The organism is Paenarthrobacter sp. NPDC089988 (assembly GCF_044748465.1).
GTDB lineage: Bacteria > Actinomycetota > Actinomycetes > Actinomycetales > Micrococcaceae > Arthrobacter.
The window spans coordinates 67,091-89,588 of the sequence record NZ_JBIVGD010000019.1; the positions used below are offsets into that span (position 1 = coordinate 67,091).

The 22,498-nt window shown below is 61.7% G+C and carries 16 protein-coding genes; 10 read left to right on the top strand and 6 right to left on the bottom strand.

Annotated elements, in window-relative coordinates; genetic code table 11:
- The first annotated feature begins 7 nt into the window (after nt 1-7).
- From ACIPV6_RS19435 to ACIPV6_RS19450, 4 genes are read left to right on the top strand one after another with little or no spacing between them, the layout of a single operon-like run.
- The gene (locus ACIPV6_RS19435; protein WP_400272455.1) at nt 8-1,708 is read left to right on the top strand and encodes an FAD-dependent monooxygenase; all 1,701 of its coding nucleotides are present in this window, start codon (nt 8-10) and stop codon (nt 1,706-1,708) included.
- Complete coding sequence (locus ACIPV6_RS19440; protein ID WP_400272456.1) at nt 1,686-2,942, top strand: DUF3500 domain-containing protein; 1,257 nt, start codon at nt 1,686-1,688, stop codon at nt 2,940-2,942. Before ACIPV6_RS19435 ends, ACIPV6_RS19440 begins: the two co-directional genes overlap by 23 nt.
- Nucleotides 2,939-4,180 (top strand): CaiB/BaiF CoA transferase family protein, encoded by a 1,242-nt coding sequence (locus ACIPV6_RS19445; protein ID WP_400272457.1) that lies wholly within the window; start codon nt 2,939-2,941, stop codon nt 4,178-4,180. The genes ACIPV6_RS19440 and ACIPV6_RS19445 overlap by 4 nt, the downstream gene beginning before the upstream one ends.
- The gene (locus ACIPV6_RS19450) at nt 4,177-5,694 is read left to right on the top strand and encodes a carboxyl transferase domain-containing protein (protein ID WP_400272458.1); all 1,518 of its coding nucleotides are present in this window, start codon (nt 4,177-4,179) and stop codon (nt 5,692-5,694) included. Before ACIPV6_RS19445 ends, ACIPV6_RS19450 begins: the two co-directional genes overlap by 4 nt.
- Nucleotides 5,695-5,754: 60 nt before the next feature.
- Here ACIPV6_RS19450 and ACIPV6_RS19455 read toward each other — a convergent pair whose 3' ends face one another.
- From ACIPV6_RS19455 to ACIPV6_RS19470, 4 genes are all read right to left on the bottom strand, one after another.
- A complete protein-coding gene (locus ACIPV6_RS19455; protein ID WP_400272459.1) occupies nt 5,755-6,822 on the bottom strand; it encodes a quercetin 2,3-dioxygenase in 1,068 nt (355 codons plus the stop codon).
- Between the two features lie 81 nt (nt 6,823-6,903).
- Nucleotides 6,904-9,180, bottom strand: a complete 2,277-nt coding sequence (locus ACIPV6_RS19460) for a family 78 glycoside hydrolase catalytic domain (protein ID WP_400272460.1) — start codon at nt 9,178-9,180, stop codon at nt 6,904-6,906.
- Nucleotides 9,181-9,221: 41 nt separating this feature from the next.
- On the bottom strand, nt 9,222-10,493 hold the full coding sequence (locus ACIPV6_RS19465; RefSeq protein WP_400272461.1) for a glycoside hydrolase family 1 protein: 1,272 nt from the start codon (nt 10,491-10,493) through the stop codon (nt 9,222-9,224).
- 39 nt (nt 10,494-10,532) lie between these two features.
- Nucleotides 10,533-11,744 carry an MFS transporter gene (locus ACIPV6_RS19470; RefSeq protein ID WP_400272462.1) on the bottom strand — a complete coding sequence of 404 codons (1,212 nt, stop codon included), beginning with the start codon at nt 11,742-11,744 and terminating at the stop codon, nt 10,533-10,535.
- A gap of 289 nt (nt 11,745-12,033) precedes the next feature.
- On the opposite strand from ACIPV6_RS19470, the gene ACIPV6_RS19475 reads away from it, so the two are divergent.
- The gene (locus tag ACIPV6_RS19475) at nt 12,034-12,645 is read left to right on the top strand and encodes a TetR/AcrR family transcriptional regulator (RefSeq protein WP_400272463.1); all 612 of its coding nucleotides are present in this window, start codon (nt 12,034-12,036) and stop codon (nt 12,643-12,645) included.
- 274 nt (nt 12,646-12,919) lie between these two features.
- Entirely contained in the window at nt 12,920-13,606 is a 687-nt protein-coding gene (locus ACIPV6_RS19480) for a nucleoside hydrolase (RefSeq protein ID WP_400272464.1), read from the top strand.
- A 44-nt stretch (nt 13,607-13,650) separates the two neighbouring features.
- Here ACIPV6_RS19480 and ACIPV6_RS19485 read toward each other — a convergent pair whose 3' ends face one another.
- Nucleotides 13,651-14,676 (bottom strand): DUF4192 family protein, encoded by a 1,026-nt coding sequence (locus ACIPV6_RS19485; RefSeq protein WP_400272485.1) that lies wholly within the window; start codon nt 14,674-14,676, stop codon nt 13,651-13,653.
- Between the two features lie 884 nt (nt 14,677-15,560).
- Here ACIPV6_RS19485 and ACIPV6_RS19490 point away from each other — a divergent pair.
- Together ACIPV6_RS19490 and ACIPV6_RS19495 are read left to right on the top strand one after the other, a co-directional pair.
- Nucleotides 15,561-17,411 carry a PKD domain-containing protein gene (locus tag ACIPV6_RS19490; protein ID WP_400272465.1) on the top strand — a complete coding sequence of 617 codons (1,851 nt, stop codon included), beginning with the start codon at nt 15,561-15,563 and terminating at the stop codon, nt 17,409-17,411.
- Between the two features lie 116 nt (nt 17,412-17,527).
- Complete coding sequence (locus tag ACIPV6_RS19495; protein WP_400272466.1) at nt 17,528-18,559, top strand: LacI family DNA-binding transcriptional regulator; 1,032 nt, start codon at nt 17,528-17,530, stop codon at nt 18,557-18,559.
- An 18-nt stretch (nt 18,560-18,577) separates the two neighbouring features.
- On the opposite strand, the gene ACIPV6_RS19500 is transcribed toward ACIPV6_RS19495, so the two are convergent.
- The gene (locus ACIPV6_RS19500; RefSeq protein ID WP_400272467.1) at nt 18,578-19,681 is read right to left on the bottom strand and encodes a LacI family DNA-binding transcriptional regulator; all 1,104 of its coding nucleotides are present in this window, start codon (nt 19,679-19,681) and stop codon (nt 18,578-18,580) included.
- Between the two features lie 288 nt (nt 19,682-19,969).
- On the opposite strand from ACIPV6_RS19500, the gene ACIPV6_RS19505 reads away from it, so the two are divergent.
- Both ACIPV6_RS19505 and ACIPV6_RS19510 read left to right on the top strand, forming a co-directional pair.
- Nucleotides 19,970-21,505, top strand: coding sequence for an ABC transporter substrate-binding protein (locus ACIPV6_RS19505; protein WP_400272468.1), 1,536 nt, complete (start codon nt 19,970-19,972; stop codon nt 21,503-21,505).
- A 44-nt stretch (nt 21,506-21,549) separates the two neighbouring features.
- Entirely contained in the window at nt 21,550-22,488 is a 939-nt protein-coding gene (locus tag ACIPV6_RS19510) for an ABC transporter permease (RefSeq protein WP_400272486.1), read from the top strand.
- The last annotated feature ends 10 nt before the right edge of the window (nt 22,489-22,498 follow it).

The window sequence follows — 22,498 nt, forward strand, 5'->3', positions numbered from 1 at the left end:
TGCTAGTTTGAGCGATCTTCCCCATGAGGTCCCGGTCCTGATTTCCGGTGGTGGTCCGAGCGGACTGTTCCTGGCCTTGGACCTGGCCCACCGGGGGATTCACAGCGTGATCATCGAGCCACGCACGTTCATTGACCAGGATCGTCCGCGCGCCAAAACAACGAATGCACGGACCATGACGCACCTGCGCCGGATCGGCCTTGCCACACGGCTCCGGGAGGCGGCACCTCTGCCCGTGGACTTCGCCCAGGACGTCATTTTCTGTTCGTCCTTGACCGGCCGAGAAATCCGCCGCTTCCCCCACGCCTTCCAGTTGGAAAGCGGCCGCTACGAACCGCAGCCGGAATGTGGGCAGCAGGTGCCGCAACCGGTGCTGGAAACTGTGCTGCGCGAAGCGGTGGCGGCGACGCCGCTTGTGACGCTGTTGACCGGGCTCCGGGTGGAGGAGTTCGCCACCTTGGAAGGGGGCGGGCAACGGGTGGTTGTGGCTGATCATGCAGGCAGTACCGGGACTGTTCGGTGCAGCTTCCTGGCAGGGGCCGACGGCGGTTCGTCCACCGTCCGTCGCGGACTGGGAATCCAGCTTGAGGGCGGATCTGCTGCGCTTTCCAACATCAGCATCCTCTTCCGCTCCAGCGACCTGGCCGACACCATCACCTTGGATCCTGCGGTGCAGTACTGGGTTTTGGGTCCGGGAACAGCTGGCATGGTGGGCCGCATGAACTTGGAGCAGACCTGGTGGGCCATCGTCCAAGGTGTCGACGCAACGGTGGGGGACCAGGACCTGGCCCCGGCGGCGATGGTGTGTTCTCTGGTGGGTGCCGACGTTGATGTTGACGTGATCGCCACCGACCCTTGGACCGCGCGCATGCTGCTGGCACCCTCTTACGGCCACGACGGCGTGTTTCTGGTGGGCGATGCTGCCCACCAGAACCCGCCCTGGGGTGGACACGGATTCAACACCTGCATCGGAGATGCCGCCAATCTTGCTTGGAAGATCGCAGCCGCACTGGACGGGTGGGCCGGCCCGGACTTGCTCGACAGCTACGGTCTGGAGCGCCGGCCGGTGGCTGAGCGGACTATTTCCGACGCCGCGGCCAACGGCAAGGCGCTGGCTTACCACTTCGCAGATCCCGCTCTGGAAGGTGAAGGTGATGAGGGTCAGGCTGCAAGGGCTCGCGCGTACGACGCTCTGGGCGTCAAGCAAAGCGAATTCGATTCCTTGGGTTTGGTCCTTGGGTACAACTACGCCGCATCGCCGGTGGTGGTCCCGGACGGATCGACGGTGCTGGCGGAAGATCCCATCCGCTATGTAGCTTCGGCGACTCCGGGGGCCCTGTTGCCACACGCGTGGCTGGCGGACTCTACCTCCCTTTACGATCACCTGGGTGCAGGATTTACTCTGTTGGTCGACGCCCAATCCCTATCAGATGACGACGTCGCAGGTGTCCACGCTCCCTTCCTGTCAGCGGCCGCCGACCACGGCATTCCCGTGACCGTGCTGGCAGTGGGTACAGACAGCCGGGGGACTCGCATGTCGGAGCATTGGGCCGCGGACGCGGTGCTTGTCCGCCCCGACCAGCATGTCGCTTGGCGGGGTTCGTCTCCGCAAACGGCAGCTGACGCCCTGCGAATTGCTGCCGGATGGATCCATGCCGAACCCCAGACACTCAAGGAGGGCACCCATGTCGACGCCGTCATTTCGTAACTACCTGTACGCGCCGGACCACCCTCGCCTCGTGAAGCTGCACGGCCTGGATGCACGGGCCTATGCCGAGGCAGCCAAGGACGATTCTTTTGCCGGCCCCATGATCGAGGGATGGAAGAAGCTGTATCCCGAACCTTTTGTCGGTGTGACCGACGACGGCGTGCTCCGCAAGGGGCTCTTCACGCTGGCCGAAGCCCGGCCGGGCGAGGAGGCTCCGACGTCGGACATGGTAGCCGCGGCAGAGAAGCTGCTGGCCTTGCTTGCGTCCGCGCAGCAAGACCGCCTGTGCTACGCAGCCGACGCCCATGAATGGCAAAGCTGGGCCAACCCCGAATTCATGCAGCACGATACCGGGCTCCGCCTGGACGAACTGGCCCCCGTGGTGCGCGATGCGGCCATGGCCGTGGTGGAGGCGAGCCTGAGCCCTGAGGGGTACGCGCTCTGCCGCGATCTGATGCGGATCAATGACTTCCTGGGCAACCTGATTGACCTGCCACTGCTCATGAACGAGTACAGCTACAACTTCGCCCTCTACGGAGAACCTTCAGAAACCGAACCGTGGGGCTGGCAGTTGTTTGGTCACCATGTGGCGCTCAATTGCCTGGTGATCGGCAGCCAGATGGTCATTTCGCCCGTGTTCCTCGGGGCGGAGCCGGACATCATCGACGAGGGACCCAACCAGGGCGTTAGCGTGTTTAAGGAACGCATCCAGCGGGCCAGGGAGCTGATGGGTGAACTCACCCCGGAGCTCCGCACCGACGCCATCGTCTATCAGCAGATGCAGGACCCGGCCATGCCGGAAGGTCGCTTGCACGCCGGGGATGAACGGCACCTGGCGGGCTGCTTCCAGGACAACCGGGTCATTCCCTACGAAGGCATCCGCGTGTCATCCATGCCGGCAACCGCTGTGCAGGTCCTGGACAAGATCGTGGACGACTCCATCGCCTACCTTCCGGCGGGGCCACGTGCGTCCCGCCTCCGCGAGATCCAGGAACACTACGAAGACACCTGGTTCTCCTGGATCGGCGGTTGGCAGGGGGAGGAAACCTTCTACTACAGGATCCAGAGCCCCGTGGTCATCCTGGAACTGGACCACCACACGGGCGTTTTCCTGGACAACGACACACCCGCCCCCTTCCACATGCACACGATAGTGCGGACACCCAACGGCAATGACTACGGGCGGGCGCTGCTTCGACAATCGACCAGCCGCGCAGCAGGGGACGGAGCATGACGACGGCGGAACTGGGCCACGTCATGCAGCCGGACACCCGGCAACAACGCTCACGCGGGCCCCTGCAGGGACTGCTGGTGGTCGACCTCAGCCGGGCACTCGCTGGTCCGCACGCCGGGATGATGCTTGGCGACCTCGGAGCACGGGTCATCAAAGTCGAAGCGCCCGGCACCGGCGACGACACCCGCGGCTGGGGACCACCCTTCGTCGGCCCGGAGGACGACCCCCAAGCAACGTACTTCCTCTCCTGCAACAGGAACAAGGAGTCGATCAGCCTGGACCTGAAGTCCGAAGCTGACCGGAGCGTTCTCCGGGAGTTACTGGTACGGGCCGATGTGGTCATCGAGAACTTCCGGACCGGCGTCATGGACCGGCTGGGCTTCTCGACTGCAGCGATGCAGGATCTGAACCCGCGACTGGTTATCCTCTCCATCACCGGTTTCGGCCACGATGGACCCGAAGGTGGCCGTGCCGGCTACGACCAGATCGTCCAAGGCGAAGCCGGGCTCATGTCCCTCACCGGCAACGGGCCGGAGGACCCCCAACGCGTAGGTGTTCCCATCGCGGACCTGCTGTCCGGAATGTACGGCGCTTATGGCCTCCTCGCCGCACTGCTTGAACGCGAGCGAACCGGACGCGGACAGGTGGTACGCACCTCGCTCCTCGCCGCCGTCGTGGGTGTCCATGCATTTCAGGGCACCCGGGTGACGGTCGCCGGGGAAGTCCCCGAAGCCCAAGGAAACCACCACCCATCGATCGCTCCCTACGGACTGTTCCGCTGCCTGGACGGCGCCGTGCAGATCAGCGTGGGCAGTGAAGCGTTGTGGCGTAAATTCTGTGCGGCATTTGGTCTGGATGCGGATGCTCCTGCCAGTGCCACGAACGCACTCAGGGTCCGGAACCGTGCAGCGACCATCAACCTTGTGGAGCAGGCGTTTGCCGACTATCCAGCGGCCGAACTGCTGCGGAAGCTGCAGTTGGCGGGCATCCCAGCGGGCAAAGTCCGATCCTTGGACGAGGTCTACGCCTGGGACCAAGTGCAGTCGCAGGGCTTGGCCGTGCAGGTTGATCATGACATTCTTGGCACGATCACGCTGCCCGGTCCGCCACTGCGGTTCTTCGAAGCCACAGAACACGGTGAGCACGAAACCACACCGGCAACGCACAAGGCACCGCCACTGTTGAACCGCCATGGTGAGGCCATCCGGAGTTGGCTGGCGTCGGATACCGCTTCATGAAAGCCGGCCCTACGCCGACCGGCGCCAAAGCTCCCGTTATTAGTGCTTCAGAGTTCATCGCGGAAATAGTCGATCCCGGATCGTTCGTTTCATGGGACAGCCCGCCCCGGCACACGGGGCACGCGGACGAGTATTCGGCGGCACTGGAATCCGCAAGGCGGCGCAGCGGGTTGGATGAAGCCGTGCTCACCGGCATAGGCGCGGTTGCCGGCCGGGCCGTGGTGATCATTGCCGGCGAGTTCGCTTTCCTGGCCGGTTCCGTTGGGGTGGCTACCGCGTCGAGAATCATTGAGGCCCTGCGGCGGGCAACCGCTGAGGGACTGCCGGTACTGGCTAGCCCTTCCTCAGGTGGCACCCGCATGCAGGAAGGAACGCCGGCTTTCCTGACCATGGCCCTCATCGCATCAGCGGTGCAAAGCCATAAGTCTGCTGGACATCCCTACCTCGTCTACCTGAGGCACCCCACCACAGGCGGGGCCATGGCGTCCTGGGGATCACTCGGCCACGTGACGTTCGCCCAACCGGGTGCCTTGCTGGGCTTCCTGGGACCGCGGGTCTATGAGTCCTTGCACGGGAAGCCGTTTCCTTCCGGCGTCCAGACAGCAGAGAATCTGGCGCGGCATGGTGTGGTTGACGCTGTAGTGCCCCTTGAAGAGTTCCGTGCCGTGCTGGCGGACAGTTTGCTGTTACCGCACCCCGGCACAATCCACCGAGGAGCTTGTCCTGTCGAGCCGGGCGCGCTCCGCGGTATTTTCACCGCCCGGCCAATGGCAGCCACCGACGACAAAGCCTGGGACGCTGTCCTCCGTTCACGGAACATGAACCGTCCCGGCCTCCGGGAACTCCTCTCTGAAGCAGCGCACGACGTACAAGTGCTGCACAGCGGCCCCGTGACCGTGGCTTTGGCTTCCTTCGGCAGCGTCCGCTGCGTTGTGGTGGGCCAGGATCGGCGTATACAGAATGCGGGGCGGATGATTGGCCCTCAGGAACTGGCGACAGCCCGACGCGGCATGTTGCGCGCCGCGAAGCTGGGGCTTCCGCTGCTGACCGTTATCGATACGCTGGGCGCGGAGCTAAGCGTTGAGGCTGAACAGGGCGGTTTGGCCCGTGAAATTGCACGGTGCCTGGCTCTTCTCCCGATAGTTGACGTGCCGAAACTGTCGTTCATCATGGGGGAGGGGACCGGAGGAGCCGCCATTGCGCTGCTTCCAGCCGACAGGATCCTGTGCGCCCGGAATGCCTGGCTTGCTCCGCTGGCACCGGAAGGAGCCAGCGCCATACTCCACCGAGACACCTCCAGGGCGCCTGAACTTGCCCAAAGCCTGCACATCACGGCGGACGATCTGGTGGACTGCGGAGTAGTCTCCATGGTGGTCGCCGAGCAGCCAGACGCTGCCGCGGAGCCTGCGGACTTCTGTCGCAGGGCAGGACGGCTGATCGAGCAGAATCTGCTGGACCTCACGGAACTGCGCCCCCACAACCAAACCGGTGTGTCCGCCGTCGGGCATTCCTGACTGAACCCAAAAGAAATGGTCCGGACTCCTCGTGGGAGTCCGGACCATTTGCATTCCGCTCTAGATTTCCAAAGCAACACGCCTCTGCGGGGGAGGCCCGACGACGGTCAGGTCCAGTTCTGCCTGGGCGCGGCCGAACCCTTCCATGTCCATATAGGGCTCGCCGCCTTCGGTGTAGATGTAGTCCTCGGTGGGCTTGTTGAAGTATTCGAAGAAGCCGTTGAACACCGAGGGCGTCAGGAAGCCAACCATTTGGGTGTTGTGGGCATCGAAGGCAAACGAGTGGATGGTGCCGGCAGGGGCGTGGACAAAATCGCCCTTGGTCAACAGCATTTCGCGTCCGTTGACGTACAACCACATGCGGCCTTCCGTGCACAGGAAGTTCTCGGTGTGCTCGGAGTGGAAATGCAGCGGGATATACGGGGACTTCGCACCCTTGGTGTGGACCGCGAAGTAGTTGTCCCCAGTGTTCTGCGGGCGTGAAAGGTAAGAGAACATCGTCTGGTAGCTCACCAGGCGTTCGCCCTCGCCGGCGCTGAGGAAGTAGGGGCTCAACGACGACGGCAGGCCGGCATTCTGCTGAAGTCCCGGTTGGACACGTTCAACGTCCGGGAATGTGATGCCGAATTCGGCGCCCACTTCTGCCTGTTCCTGGGCTGAGGGCTTGTGGCCGGCATGGACGGGAGGAACGTGCGAGTCGATGGGAGTGCCCACGCGCTCGTAGTAGGCCTCGGCTCCGCCGGGGGTCATCCAGTTGAGGAAACGGGTGTAGTGGCTGGCCATCCGGTACGCGTGGGGTGTGCCCGGCGGAATGACCACCGAATCGCCCGGTGTCAGAATGCGGCTTTCACCGGGCAACCAGACATGCAGGATGCCATCGAACACGTAAAGCGTCTTGTGCTCGATCGCGTGGCTGACGAAAGGAGACTCCGCCCCCATCCCGCCGGAAACATAGGCGGCGCTGAAAATGCCGCCCGTGTCCGCGGCGCGGGCAATAACAGTGACCAATTGCCCGTTGATCTCATACCGGGCCCCCTCGCCGGAAGCCATGTAATAGGGAACGGCGTCGCCCGGGAGCGTGTTGGCCAGGGGGAGTGTCTTGTTGATTTCCTCGACACTTAGGGACATGTGTTCCTACTTTCCTTCATCGGGCTGTATGCCCGTTCTTAGCTTCGCTGGCAGCGCACTGCGACAGTGACGCGTTTTCAATCATTGAAAGGCGAGCTGCGCGCCGTTTCCGCTTCGGGTGTGCTGGCCCGGGCCAACCACTTCATCTTTCAGCCCGGGAAGCCGCAGTACGGCCTCGCTTCCCTTGGGGATGGTGACTGAAACTTCGAGTCGACCGTCGATAAGGTCCCAGCGGACCGAGGCGGGGCCTTGCGGTGTTTCCAGCTCGGTTTCGGCCCATTCGAGTCCGCCGCCGGGCTGGGGTGCGATGAGGATGCGGCCGTAGCCTGGTTCGAGGGGTGCCAGTCCGCCGATGGTCCGGTGCATCCAATCCACTACAGCGCCGAGCGCATAGTGGTTGAAACTGGTCATCTCACCTTTGTTGATGGTTCCGTCCGGAAGCATGGAGTCCCAGCGTTCCCAGATGGTGGTGGCGCCCATCGTGACGGGGTATAGCCACGAAGGGTTCTCGGTTTGGAGCAGCAGACGGTACGCCGCATCGAGGTGGCCGGTGTCAGCGAGCGCATCGGTCACAAAAGGCGTCCCGGCAAATCCGGTGGAGATCCGGAAGCCGGATTTCTCAACGAGTTCGGCGAGGCGTTGTCCGCCGAACTCCCGGTCTGCCTCGTTGAGGATTCCGAAAACGATGGCGAGTGCATAGACGGTGGTGCAGTCGCTGGTGATGACGCCGTCGGTGACGTAGTGCTCGGTGAACGCTGCCTGCAGGATCCGGGCCATGTCACCAAATTCCTCTGACGCAGCCTGATCGCCGAGAACGTCTGCTGCTGCCGCCACCAACGAGGCTGTTCGATAGGCGCACAGTGTCGCCACCACGTGCTTGTCGGCCTTCGCCGCCCACGGCTGATCCGGTGCCGCGTCGGGATCAAGCCAGTCGCCGAACTGGAAGCCGGTGTCCCACAAACCGTTGGGGGAGAGCTTGGTGCGGAGCCGGCGTGCGTGGCCGGTCATTGACTCGAACTGTTCCTCAAGGACGCGCTTGTCGCCGTAAGCCGTCCAAACCGCCCATGGAACCCAGACTGCAGCGTCGCTCCACACCGCCGCCGTATCGGGGGCGCCAAATTCGGCCGGTTGCTCGATGTATTTGAGGACATTGGGCACCACGAACGGCACGATGTCCCTGTCGTGGCTTTGTTCCAGGGCCAGATCCCGCAGCCAATCCCTTAGGAAGTTGCGGCTGTCGAACAGGAAGGCTGCACTCGGCGCGAAGGCCGAAAGGTCGCCGGTCCAGCCGAGGCGTTCGTCGCGCTGGGGGCAGTCGGTGGGAACGTCCACGAAGTTGCCGCGCATACCCCACACAGCGTTCTCGTGTAGTCGGTTCAGCAGCGGATCAGAGGACTCGAAAGTGCCGATGCGCTTCATGTCGGAACTGATGACGACGGCGGTGAGCTCACCTTGACGTAGGGCGTCAATACCTCCGGGCCATCCCTCGACTTCGGCGTAGCGGAAGCCGTGGAATGTCAGGGTCGGTTCGAATGTATCCGCCGCTCCAGAGAGGGTGAACCTGTCTGTCGCTTCTGCGGAGCGCAAGGGCCTGGTGCCCAGTTCGTCGTCTTCCAGTACTTCCGCATGACGGACGGTCACCACGCTGCCCGCAGGACCAGTCACGGAAGCCCGGATCCACCCCACCAGGTTCTGGCCGAAGTCCACGAGTACTTTGCCTGCCGGGGACGTCCACACCTTCACTGGCTCCAGTTCCAGCTGGCGGCGGACTGGAGGGCCGATGTAGGGCTCGAGTCGGCTGAGATCGTCGTCGAGGACATGCACGGTGGTCCACTCGTCCGACGTGAAACCGGGAGCCAGCCACTCGTCACTGGCTCGTCGGGCGTCAATGGACTGGCCGTCGTAGAGGTCATTGACCGTAGTGGCTGACGGGCCCGCTGTCCACGTGTGGTCAGTTCCGATGACCTGTTCGTGGCCGTCGGCGAAGCGCACGCGCAGTTCAGCGAAGGCGCCGAGCTCATCACCGTAGTATTTTGAACCGCCGGACCATGCCAGCCGCCCGCGGTACCACCCGTTTCCGAGCGCAAGGCCAAGGACCGTCGTCGTGCCCACCAGGGAGGTGACGTCCAGTTCGCTGTACCGGATGCGCCACTCGTAGCTTGACCAGCCGGGAGTGAGCAGGTCCTCGGAGGCGCGTCGGCCGTTGACCCAGGCTTCCACCACTCCAACAGCGGACAGGAAAAGTGTGGCGGATTCGACGGCACCGTGGCCGTCGTCGAGCCTGAACTCGCCGCGCAGCAGTGGTGCGCCGTCGAACTCCTTGTCCGCAGCGATCATGCGGGCGTACCAGTCAGTCATCAGTGTGTTCTCCAGTGTTCGTTGCGATTCGAAACGTCGTGTCAGGCCGGCTGGTTTTCGAGGTCGCGCGACTTGCCGTTGGTTTGCGCCACCCCGCCCAGCCAGTGTGCGCTTGGCTTGGGGGTACGTTCCTGGGTGGCGCGGTCAACGGCGATCAGGCCGAACTTGGGCATGTACCCGAAGATCCACTCGAAGTTGTCGAACGCTGTCCATGCGATGTAGCCGCGGACGTCGATGCCGTCAGCAAGGCAGGAGGCAACTCCGGCCACTGCGGTGCGGAGATAGTCCAGGCGCTGGGAATCATCTTCGGTGGCGAGGCCGTTCTCGGTGACGATCACCGGGACGTTCGCTACCCTGGCGGCCTCGCGAATGGTCGCTTCCAGGCCTTCGGGGTAGATTTCCTCGCCCATCTGATTCGTGGGCACACCCTCTTCGGCGTGGACCAAGCCTTCTGCTCCGAACACGGTACGGCCGTAGGTCTGGATTCCCACAAAGTCGTCCCCGCGTGAGGCTTCGAGGAAACGTTCGTTGACTTCCCGGCGGATGCGGTCGGCATTGGACGCTCCGCCCTCCGCGGCATGGATGTCCGTGTTCGCAAGGGTCCAGCCGACCATCAAGTCCGGGTAGCGTGCCTTGATGGTGTCGCGTCCGGCGTGATGTGCAGCGAGTTTTACGTCAAAGCCTGCTTCGGAGACGGTGAATTGGAACGGTGCCACGCGGGCGGCTTCGATGCCCAGGCGTTCAGCTGCCGCTGCCCAGATTGGCACTTCGCCGCGGCTTTCGGCAGGGCCACCGCCAATGCCGATCTCCTTGAGGAGCCAGGGGAGGTTCGGTTCGTTGAGGGTGCAGGCGACGCCGATAAGGTCACCGAGGTGCTCGGTGACGCGGTCGCAGTAGCGTGCAAAGCGTTCCGGAGTTGCCGGGTCTTCCCAACCCCCGGCCGCCAGGAGCCACAGCGGCGAGGTGAAGTGGTGATAGGTGACCACAGGCGTCAGTCCTTGCTCGTGGCACGCTTCCAGCACCCGGCGATAGTGGTTGAGTGCCGCCGTCGAGAACTGTCCTTCCTCCGGTTCGATCCGCGCCCATTCCAAGGAGAAGCGGTAGGTGGTGAAGCCGAGGCTGGCGATGAGCGCGATGTCCTCGCGGTAACGGTGGTAGTGGTCGATCGCGTCGCCGGATGGTTCGGAGAAGATGGTGCCGGGCAGTTGCTCCAGCAACCAGGTGTCGCTGTTGACGTTGTTGCCTTCCACTTGGTGTGCGGCTGTGGCCACTCCCCAAAGGAAGTTCTGGGGGAAGGAGTGTGAGATGGTCATTGATTTCCTTTGTGATGTTTGAAAGTAAGATTCCGCTTCTTAGCGGACACCCTTGATGAACGTGACCGTGACGCTGCCGAGGGCGCACAGCGCGGCGGCGGCGAACCAGAGGAGTCCGTAGTTGTGGCCGCTGCCGATGGCGAGGATGGCAGGAGCTGCCGCTGGGACGATGATGTTGGGAATACTGAGCGCCAGGCTGAAGACGGCCATGTCTTTGCCCGTATCGCGGGCGTCGGGCAGCACGGCGGCGCACAGGGCGAGGTCAACGGTGAGATACATTGCCTGGCCCATGGCGAAGACAATCCATGCCACTACGAATTGCTCGAAGGACGTAGCCGTCGCACCGAGAACCAGGGCCGTGGCCATTAGGAGCGCGGCGGCAATGACGAACGGCTTGCGTCGGCCGATTTTGTCGGAGAGCCAGCCCGAGGCGGTAAAGAATAGGATGCTCACCGGAGCCGAAATCAAGGTCAGGGTGCCAGCGCTCCTGCCGGCCTCTGCGATGGGCATGTGGAGCCCATCGATCAGGAAAAAGATGAAGTAGGCAAAGAGCGCTGTCATTGCAACGCCCGCCAGGAATCGAGACACCCAGGCCCAGGCAAAGTTGGGGTGCTTCCGGGGATTGACCAGGAAGGACTTTGCCAGGCCCTTGATGTCCAATGGTGGTACTTCGCTTCGCGTTTTGACGGGATCCCTGTACAGCACCAGCAGAGGCAGGCTGCACAGTACGGCCAGAAGCACCGGAACGCACATCATGAACAGCGGAACATCCACCAGCCACGCGGCCAGGTAGGAACCGGCGGACATGGCCAGCGCTCCGAACATCCCCATTGCACCCATGACCCGCGCCCGTTTGTTGTCCGGGAGAGCCTCAATGGGGATGACCGCATATGCGTTGAAGGCCGCCTGGGCGCACACGAGGGCAATGACATAGGCGGCGATGATCACCGGTGTAGACGGCACCATGCCAATGACGGCTGCTGCGAGCAGCGCCGGGACCAGGCCGCCGATAATCCAGGGACGACGGCGGCCCAGCCTGCTGGTGGTGCGATCGGAGAGGGCGCCGGTCAGCGGAACCGTGACGAGCAGCAGCATTGCGCTGATGGAAACGGCCATGCCATAGCTTGTCTCTTTGCTGGCCGGGTCGACGACAGCGAGCCTCAAAGACAGGGCCGTGCCGAGTGTCAGGCTCATGATGTACATGCCCAACGCTGCGGTGAGGACGAGCGCCACAACCTTCCTGGGCGACATCGACTGGTTTTTCGCTGAGTTCGCCTGTGGTGGGTCCGTTCGGTGCTCCTGCGCTGGGAAGCCGGCAGGTTCCATGACTTGAGTCTGAGCTGAGGGGTCACCCATGTAAATCCTCCTTTGGATCAGAGCCACCATTGGCTCCGCGTGACCGGTGCGGGCAGTGAGAACGGCTGCCGCGCCTTTCCAGCAACCATAGCCATACTTTGACCACATTGGAATACTTTCAGCGAGATTTCTGTACCAAAGTGGAACAGAAACTTGATAGCCTCCTCTGATAGGAGGTCTATCGATGGATCAGGAAACCCGCGGGCCGGGCCGGACAGGCAAGCGCGCCCCCTACGCAAACGGTGCTCGGAAAAGAGCTGAACTTGTAGAGGCAGCCTTCCAGGTGTTCGCCGAAAAGGGATACCTGGGTCTTTCCATTCGACAGATAGCCGAGGCCGTGGGCACCAGCCACACCGCACTCCTGCACCACTTTGGGAGCAAGGAGGCGCTCCTGCAGGCTGTGCTGGTTCTTCGTGAGGAGCGGGAAGGGCCATGGCGTGACAAGCTCATCCAAGACCGCGGCCTTCTGGAGACCGTGCCGGCTGTCATGCGACACAACGCAGGGATTCGAGGGGTCATTCACCTGGATGCGACCCTCAAAGCCGAAGCGATCAACGCTGATCATCCGGCGCACGAGTTCCTGGTACGACGGAATGAAGACTTTGTTCAGTCGGTCCGCTCCGAACTGGAACGCGAACTTGCCGCCGGCCGGTTGCGCGAAGGACTGTCACCGGATGTCCTCGCCCGTCAGATCACGGCCTTGGTAGACGGGGTCCAGTTGAATTGGCTCTACGACAGCGGCGTGGACATGGCTCAGCAGCTGGAGGTCTACATGGACCTGATCAAGGCCCCTTAGACGCGGCCCGTACTATTTGGCTCGACTGGCCTTCCATCCATTGAAACCATTCGGGACGGGACCGGAGCATCCGCGGGATTGTTACTGGGTTACCTCGTCTCCCACTTTGAAAAGGTCCGGATCTCCAGTCCCCATGATAGAAATAGCGCCCGCTTGCCGCGTAGTGCTGGATAACGATTGGGCAGGTGACCCTGACGGACTTGTCGCGCTGGCGCACCATGTCACGTCGCCAGCCAACCGAATCGTCGCCGTCACGAGTTCTTTGACCAATCCCATGTTTGGTCCACCCGCCGGCATGGCCCAGGCCGGGGCAGACCTCGCTCAGGAACTTCTCGGGGTCCTCAAACAACCGGCGGTCGTTCATCCGGGGCCGGACGCAACATTCACTGGCCAAGTCCGGAAAAGCGCGGCCGCGGAGGCCATCATTGATGCCGTCCAGGACGCGGACGGACTACCGATGGTTGTCGTCTGCGCGGGGCCCCTGACCAACGTCGCAGATGCACTTTTGGTCGATCCGAGTATCGCAGCACGATTCAAACTGGCGTGGGTTGGTGGATCTTCAGGCGGGAATGAGAACGAGGAATATAACTACTTCACCGATCCCACCGCTGCAGACTTCGTCCTCGGGAATGGTGAGCTGGACATTGACCAGTTCCCGCTGGAGGCCTACCGGGACGTTGTCATCTCCGTGGCCGAGCTCGACGATGCCCTCCGGGCCGGGGGAGCCGTTGGCGCGTGGCTATGGGAGCACTTTCATGGATTGGTTGTCCCGGACTTCATCAAGTTTGGTCCGCTGTGGTGCCTGGGAGACAGCGCTCCCTTGGTAGTCACCGGGCTCGCGGAAACGGGCAGCACATTTGTGGAGGTGAGCGATGCTCCTCGGCGAAGGATGTGCCAGAGCGTTGACACACGGTTGGTCGTTTCTGACTTCCTTGCCCAGCTTCGGTTGCAGGCTCGGTAGAGCACCAAAAGCGCCGGGAGTGTTGCGCCTACCCTTTGACGTGATTAAGGCATGTCGAGTTGGTTTTTGTAGGCGGTGTTTTTGTTGGTGTTCCAGCCTGCGATGATGCCGGCGCCGAGCATGTGGTCGGTGAGTCGTGCGAAGCGGTAGCCGGGGTCGGTGTCGAGGGCGAGTTGGAGGTATTGGTGGGCTTTGGATCCTCGGCCTTCCCACCAGTTGATGTAGCCGATGGTGGTGCGGATGGGTGCTGAGTGTTCTGGGGCGGTGAGGGTGTAGGTGTGGGTGAGGAGTTGTTTGGCCCATGCGATGCGTGACCAGTCCGGTGCCTGGCTGGTTTGGGCGAAGAGGATGCGTTCGGGTGGTTCGTTGATGCCTGGGATGTCGGCCATGAGCCGGTCACGGATGTGGGGGAACTGGTAGTAGGCGATGAGCTTCAGGATGCTGTCGTCGGTGGGGTAGTCCTTGGTCTCGAGCATGGTGGTCCAGAGCTGGTGAGCCTTTTGGGTGGCTGCTGCAGGTGGTCCGTTGAGGATGGTTTCCATGTGGTGTTCGACGGCGGTCGCGTGTGCTCTCTGGTCAGTCGCCGCCGGGAGGGTGATTTGGTTTGTGGGTTCGATGGAGCTGCCGCGGTAGATGAATTCGGCGTTGACTTGGGAGTATTCGGTGGTGCTGAGTGGGATGGCGATGCTCTCGCCTGGGTGGGTGTCGTAGGGGGAGTAGGTGGTGTCGGTGACGTAGATTCCGTCGCGGATGGTGATGCCTTCGTGGGCGAGGACTCCGGTGAGGGCTGCGATGGCGGCGCGGTGCGGCCTTGCTTCTCCGCGTTTTGGAGGTTCGGTGGTGTAGAGGGCGAAGACGATGCCGTTGGCTCGTTCGTCGGTGGTGAGGTAGGCGGCGACGGTTTGGGCGAAGTGGAGTTCTTGGCCTCGGTGTTGGGGGAGGTCGATGCGGAGGGTGGCACCGACTTTGTCTTTGTCGAGGGTGATGCAGACGAGGCTTTCTGTTGGGTGTGGCCGATGAAGCCGAGCAGGTCGGCGGGGTCCTTGATGGTGAGCGCGTTCATGCTCCAGTCTCCTCGTCGAGTCACGCTATTGCTGAGGGCACCTTTCTGCTGGGGCTTAGCCATCCATGGACGCTAGACCTACCCTTCACCATGACCGGCTTGCGTCGACTTTGGTTTCGAGCGCGCAATTCGATTGTTGTGCCGACGTCGAGGACGCAGCGTAATCATGGAGCTGTGGCGCAGTCATTAGCGTCACCGCGATGGGGTCGCTTGCGAAAGGGCCCACTGGGTCGCTAGCGAACGCTCTTGCTCTGTCCTCGAGCCCTACCGGACAGCCGTGATCGCAGTGGGGGATTCGGACATATGTTCCGTTATCGGCGATGCTCGGGTCGCTAGCGGCCCGACCCCTTGTTGAACCTGCAGTTGGTGCGCGACGGCCACGCAGTAGCAGCTGTTCCTGCTCTGCTTGGCGAACCCCATCTTGCGGGCATCGCGTCACTCAACTTTCACGATCATCCCTGCAGAACGCTCTACACCGAAGTGAGAGTTTGACGCGACGACATCCGGCAGTCATAGCCGTCCGGGCAGCCTTCGAGAACGCCATCGAATCCATCGAACGCCCCGACGCTGCAAGGACTCTCATCGACACCTAGGCTTCCACCGCAACCACAGGCCTCGGATACCAGACTTCCGCGTTAGCGCCGCAGAACTGGGTCGGAGCCCGTGGACCGTGAGCCGGCCGTTCGCCGGAACATGCACCAGCCGTCCGGCTTTCTATCGCTGAAGTCAGAGTGAAGGCTGTGAAACCGACCAACTCTTTGCAGAAAAAGGCTTGACCGTGTTGGTCCGTCGCGCCTAATCTTCTTGAAACGTTCCATGGAGAACGTTCTCTAAAACCACTTCGAGCCGAATAGACGGTAGTCGTGGGTATCGGACCTAAGGAAGACAATGATGATTCCCTTTTCCCTTGCACGGCGGGGAAGTGTCTGCGCCCTGGCGGTAACGTTGCTGCTGAGCGCTGGACTTTCTGCTGCTTCTCCGGCATTTGCTGGCCAAGCAGAGTGCCAGACCGTTGCCGGAGCCATGCAGGTGACCGCTGCATGTTCGGATGCGACGTACTCAAAGCCGGTCATTGACAGCGAAACTGACGAGACTGCCCCCGTTGCACACCATCGCATCCGGGGTCATTTCGACGGTACGAATATCCAGTTCACCATCTACTTCCACGCGCAGCAGGATAAGGCGCAATGGAAGGGGCGCTTCTTCCAGTACACCTACCCAACAGCGTTCACAGCGGAGGAAGATACATCCCATGCTGATGAGAGGGCGATCGGTTTTGCCCTCTCCAGTGGCGGCTATGCCGTCCAGGCGGGCAACAAGTCCCTTGCACTGGGTTACCGGCATTCGGCCGCGGCCGCCAAGTTCGCTGAAACACTTGCGGCGAAGTATTACGGCACGAACAAGCCCATTAGTGGTTACCTCTACGGCCCCAGTGGAGGGTCTTATCAAACCATCGGTGCGGCAGAGAACACTACCGGTGTCTGGCAGGGTTTTGTCCCCATGGTCCAAGGGGTTCCGCAGCCTACCAGTTACAACTTCCTTGGCCGATCGGCTGCAGAGCTCATTCTGGGCGACAAGGCCGACCAGATCCGCACCGCACTCCTTCCAGGTGGAAGCGGTAATCCCTACGCCACTTTGGACGCAGCTGAGTCTGCCATGCTGAAAGAAGTGCAGGCACTTGGTATTCCATGGGAGGGCTGGGAGTACCCGGACTACCTGCTGGGCCGTTCGGCACAGTACCCCAACGGTCTCGATTCCAGCGATCCACTTTGGTACGACCCCACGTACGTCGACGACTTCTGGAACACGGACGGTTACCTGGGCAAGGAGAGTTCACCCCTGGGTGAGCGCGTGCGAGCCGAACTGGCCAAGGCCGGCGATACCGTCGGGAACCGTTGGAACATCGCTAACCGCTTCTACTACAGGTACCAAGTGCCCCCGGCCAACGAGGGATGGGTGGGGTTGAACCAATTCCGTAGAGCAGACGGCTCACCGCTCTATCCGCAACGCGCAGTTACCGCTCCCGTCTTCTCCGGAGCCGTATCGGGCAACGCCGCCTTCGACGGCAGAGTAAAGGGGAAGGTCATCGCCGTATCCAATCTCTACGACACCGACGCGCTGCCCTGGCACACTGATTGGTATCGAAACAAGGTCGAAGCGAGCCTGGGGAGGGCAGCCGGCAATACGTACCGCGTCTACTTCAACGATCATGCGGACCACCAGAACGCCCCAGTCTCCGGTGAACGGGCCAAACATTTGGTGAACTGGTACGGGATGGCAGAGCAGGCACTACGTGACGTTGCCGCGTGGGCAGAGGCGGGAACAGCGCCTCCGGCCTCGACCAACTACAAGGTTGCGGATGCCCAGATTGTGATACCCGAGAATGCGGCAGTGCGCCGCGGAGTGCAGCCGACGGTCGACCTGACATCCCAAGGCAAGAAGAGTGTGACCGTCAAGGCAGGTCAATCGCTGACGCTGAAAGCCAAGGCCCAAGTGCCGCCCGGCGCGGGAGAAATCATCAAGGCGGAGTGGGACCTGAATGGCGATGGCAACTACGCGGACGCCCCATTGACCCGCGTTGGAAATGTCATGACCCTTCAGACGACCACAACCTTCAACCAGCCCGGCACGTACCTGGTAGCCCTACGGGTTTCTTCTGAACGCAGCGGTGACTCGAGCGCGAAGTTCGCCATTGCCCAGAACCTGGATCGAATACAAGTAGTGGTGGAACCAGCAAAATAGAAGCCGCTCAGTGCAGACCCCCCGCCCAGACCTGCGGGGGTTCTGCACTGTCCGCATGTTCCCTGGCACGGGGAAGCGGGGCTTAGTCTTGTTCGGAGTCGCAGGGAAGGTGGCCCGTGAGAGAAAACGCAGACAGAGACCGACGCCGCGTCACAATATCCGACGTAGCCCAGCACGCGGGCGTCTCCACTGCTTCGGCATCCAAGGTACTGAGGAACGCCTACGGAGCCAGCCCGGCAATGCGTGCACGCGTCCAAGCCTCCATGGATGAGCTTGGCTACCGTCCTCACGGGTCGGCGCGCGGAATGCGCGGCCGTACTTTCACCATCGGAGTGGTTCTCTCAGACATCGAAAACCCCTTCTACAGCCTCATAACCGACGGACTCACAAGCGTTGTCCGTGCCAAGTCCTATGATGTCTTCGTTTCCCCGAGCGGTTTTGACGCAACAGTCCAGCAATCTGTCATCGAGGCAATGATCGACCACCAAGTAGACGGCCTGATCCTGGTGTCACCGTTGATGAGGGGCAACGAACTTGAGGCGATTGCTGCCCGCGTCCCTGTTGTGGTCGTAGGCCATCACCACCGCAGCCAATCCTTCGATACTGTCGCCGCCGACGATGAGCTCGGCTCACAGCTGGTGGTCGCACACTTGGCAGAGCTAGGCCACAAAGACATTGCGTTCGTGATGCATGAAGATGGCAGGAGTGATGAAGCGCGTCCGGAATGTCATCGTCTGAGCGGATTTGTCCGTGCCATGGAACGTAAAGGCCTGGGGCGCAATGCCGCAGTCGTTGACTCACAATGGAGCCTCGATGGGGGACGGTATGCCGCCAGGCAGTTGGCCGCCGTGGACCCGCCGCCCACAGCTGTCTATGCAGGGGCGGACGTTGTGGCACTGGGCATCATGAATGAGCTGTGGGACAACGGCGGCTCGGTACCTTCAACGTATTCCTTGGTTGGGTGGGATAACTCCCGAACCTCATCCTTGGGCCCGATCCAACTCACAACAATTGACCAATCCGGTACTCGAATGGGTGAGCGCGCCGGAGAACTGCTCTTGGAACGCATCGACGGACGCCGTGACTCCCGTCATGACTTGTTCCAACCCCGGCTCGTAATCCGGAGATCTACGGCCCCGACCAAATGAGTCCAGGTCCGGCGCGCTTCACCTTTTTGCTGGGACGGACCCTTCTTGCACCAAGCGGCTTGTAGCAGGGGCAGCGCTGGTCTTCCTGGGTACAAGTTGGGGTGCCAGGACGTAATGGGCCGGCTGTGTCCTGCCATCTATGCGTTCAAGGAGCAGGCGCGCGCTGTTGGCGCCCGTGAGATGTCCGGACTGGTCCACGGTTGTGAGGGCGATGCGTCCAATCGATGAGACGTAGATGTTGTCGTAGCCCACCACAGTTAGGTCATCCGGGATCATGAGGCCTTCCTCCTCGGCTGCCCGAAGGACGCCAAGGGCTGCGATATCTGCGCCAGCGAAAATCGCAGTGGGCATGTCGTCTCCGGAAAGGGCCCGGCGTGCGGCTTCGTAACCGCCCACTTCCGAGTATGTGGTTTCGATGGTTTCGGGGGTCAGCCCGTGGCGGAGCATCGCCTGTTCATAGCCGTAGCGCCTGGCCGTATGGGAAAGGACGAATGGTTCGAGGTTGCCGGAGGGCATTCCTGTATGGACGATGCGGCGGTGACCCAGTTCGACGAGATGGTCCACCATCAATCGTGCGCCCTGGAATTCATCATCAACAACGGTGTCAAAATTTGCCGCCGTGCCGTGTCTGGCTACCACCACCGTGGGAATTCTGGCGCCAAGTTCCTCCAGCCAGGAAGCTTCCATCCACGGAGCAACCAGGATGACTCCGTCCACTTGCCGATCCAGCAGTGCTTCGATGCTGCGTTTCTGGCGTTCGGGTGATAAACCGCCTGTGACGAGGACTTCCTGGTAGGGCGTTGTCTCCAGGGCGTCCGTGATCCCTTTGACCACTTCGGGCTGGAAGGGTGATTCCATCTCGACGATCATCACGCCCACGGTGTACGACTTTCCACGCATGGCACGCGCGCCGGCGTGGGGTCTGTACCCCAGTTTCTCGATGGCAGCGGTGACCCGCTCACGCATTTGGGGACTCACGCCGGACGCGCCCCTGATCACTTTGGATACCGCAGAGAAGGATACGCCGGCTTCACCGGCGACGTCCTGAAGGGTTGCCCGGCGCGGCTTGTCGGTAGTGGCGCTGTCCTTCGGTGTCAACGTCGACCCCTTCTCCTTGTCCATAGCTTCATGTTCAGTCTAACGGAACGGACAACGTTGTACCAATATTGGCAAGCTCGCGCCAAGTCGGGCACACGCCACCGCTGCAGTACGACAGAGAGTTCCTGCTATTTGCAGGGCTTTTGCTCCGGAATTGTGATCCATGCGACAAGTTGGTCTTGACGCCGGATTCAGAACTGACCTACAGTTCTTACGGACAACGTTGCACGCCGATGAAATTGCCCCTCAAGAGCGAGGCTTTGACGACGTTGCAGGCAGCGTATCTGCCCCTCAACAACAAAGGAGTTTTTCATGCGACGCACACGAGGACGTGCCCTTGTCGCCTTGGCAGCACCGCTGGCCATCGGGCTGGTTGCGCTCACTGGCTGCACGAGTGGCGGCACGGATGGTAATACCGGGAGCGGATCCGGCAGTAAGGACCTCCTGACCATCGGTATGACGGCTGATATTCAGGGATGGGACCCTGGTGTACAGCCGAGCTACCAGGGATGGTCGGCTGACGCCGTCTGGGATTCGTTGCTTCGCTGCGACAAGACCGGCAAGCCAGAAGCATCCTTGGCAGACAAGTGGGAGTTCAGCGCCGATCAGAAAACGGCTACCCTCCACATCCGCGACGGCGTGAAGTTTTCCGACGGCACGCCCGTAGATGCTGCAGCTGTCAAGGCCAACGCGGAGTACTACGCCACCGCTGGTGGAGCGTCCAGCCGGTGGGCGGGAATCATCGTTCAGACGCCTGACACCCAAACAGTCGCGATCTCCTGGCCGGCGCCCAATCCTTTGCTGGCCTTGCGGATGTGCGAATCCAAGATTGCTACACCGGCATCCATCGCCTCCAAGAAGTTCGACGTTCCCGTGGGCTCCGGGCCCTACACCCTGAGCGAGTCTGAAACGACGCGGGGTTCGGTGTACACCTTCGTCAAGAATGATTCCTTCTGGGACAGCGCAAACTTTCCTTACAAGAAGCTCGTGATCAAAGTCCTTGAGGACGAGACTGCAGCGGTGAACGCGCTGAAGACGCAGCAAATCGACGGCACCATGGTCTCCGCGGCCACACTGGAAGAAGCGAAGGCCGCCGGTCAGAACATCCAGACCCTCAAAGGCAGCAGCACTACACGCCTTTTGATTACTGACCATTTGGGCGAGAAGGTGCCGGCACTTGGCAACCTTGATGTCCGTAAAGCCATGAACATGGTCTTCGACCGGGACGCGATGGCTCAGAAGCTCTACCAGGGCCACGCGAGCCCGGCGTACCAGATCTTCCGTGAGGGCAGCGACGCTTACATTGACGGAATGAAGGATCCGTACCCCTTCAATGTGGATCAGGCCAAGGCGTTGATGACGAAGGCCGGCTACGCCGACGGATTCACGCTGCAGATTCCGACCATGGCCGGGCAGAACCATGAAACCCTGATGCCATACATCACGCAGCAGTTGGCCTTGTTGAACATCAAGGTTGAGCAAGTGCCGCTTTCGGGGCCGAATGCCATCGCTGAACTGCTGAGCGGCAAATTCCCCGTCCCGCTGTGGCAGTTGGGCAACTACGGCGAATCGCTGCAGGACATCAGCGACTACGTGTTGAAGGACGGAATCTGGAACGTTTCGCACCAGGCCGATGCGAAGGTCGAGGGGCTGTGGAACACGGTCCTCACTGGATCCGAGTCTGAGCGCAAACAAGCCGAGCAGGACCTGAACAAGTACGTGACGGAACAAGCCTGGTTCGTGCCGATGGCCTACATGGACCGTTTCTACGCGACCAACCCCAAGGTTGATCTCCAGGAGTCCAGCGACTTCTCAGGCCTCCACCCGCTTTTGCGCGACTTCAAGTAACGCAACCACACGTAACAACACCAGAAACCCGGGCGACCACAATGATGTCTTCTTTGTTCAAGAGTCTTCTCCGCTCTGCGGGAATACTTATCCTCGTCAGCTTTGCAACGTTCAGCCTGATGTTTGGCAACGGTACCGGTATTGCCCGCGCAATCCTGGGTTACCAAGCCACAGACGCTGACGTGCAACGCAAAGTGGTCAGCCTGGGGCTTGACCAACCCCTGTTGGTGCAGTTTGGGGATTGGTTGGTCAAGGCTGTCACCGGCAACCTCGGTGAGTCTTTCTTCACGGGCCAAACCGTGACGTCTGCGCTCTCGACGAGGGTGCCGGTGACACTGACCCTGGTCATCCTGACCTTGGTCTTCACGCTGATTCTTAGTGTTTTGTTGGGCGTCGCGGCCGCGGTCCATGGTGGCTGGCTGGACAGGGTTCTCCAGTTCATTTCAGTACTGGGAGCGGCTGTCCCGCCCTTCATTATCGCCATCGTCCTGGTCTTCGCCTTCGCAATCGCCGTCCGCGTCTTTCCGGCCACGGGGTACGTATCGCCGGACCGCAACTTCGGCGGCTGGCTCTTGTCGATCACCCTTCCGGTCCTTGCGCTCTTGATTGGATCTGTAGCCAGTGCTGCAAGCCAATTCCGTGGTGCCGTGCTTGATGCCCTGTCCAAGGACTACGTCCGCACGTTGCGGGCACGGGGCATACGTGAGTCCCGTGTGGTTTTCCGGCATGTACTCAGGAACGCCGGTGGGCCTGGCCTGACCGTGCTGAGCCTGCAAACACTCGGCTTGTTGGGCGGAGCCATCTTCGTCGAACAAGTCATGGCCCTTCCCGGCATGGGGCAGTTGGCGAACACCTCGGCCCAGCAAGGCGACGTGCCCATGGTCATGGGGACCGTCGTAGTGACCATCATCATCGTGCTGGTGGTCAACTTCCTGGGCGACTTCGCCAACACCATGCTGAACCCGAAAGCGAGGACCCGATGAGCGCCGAAAC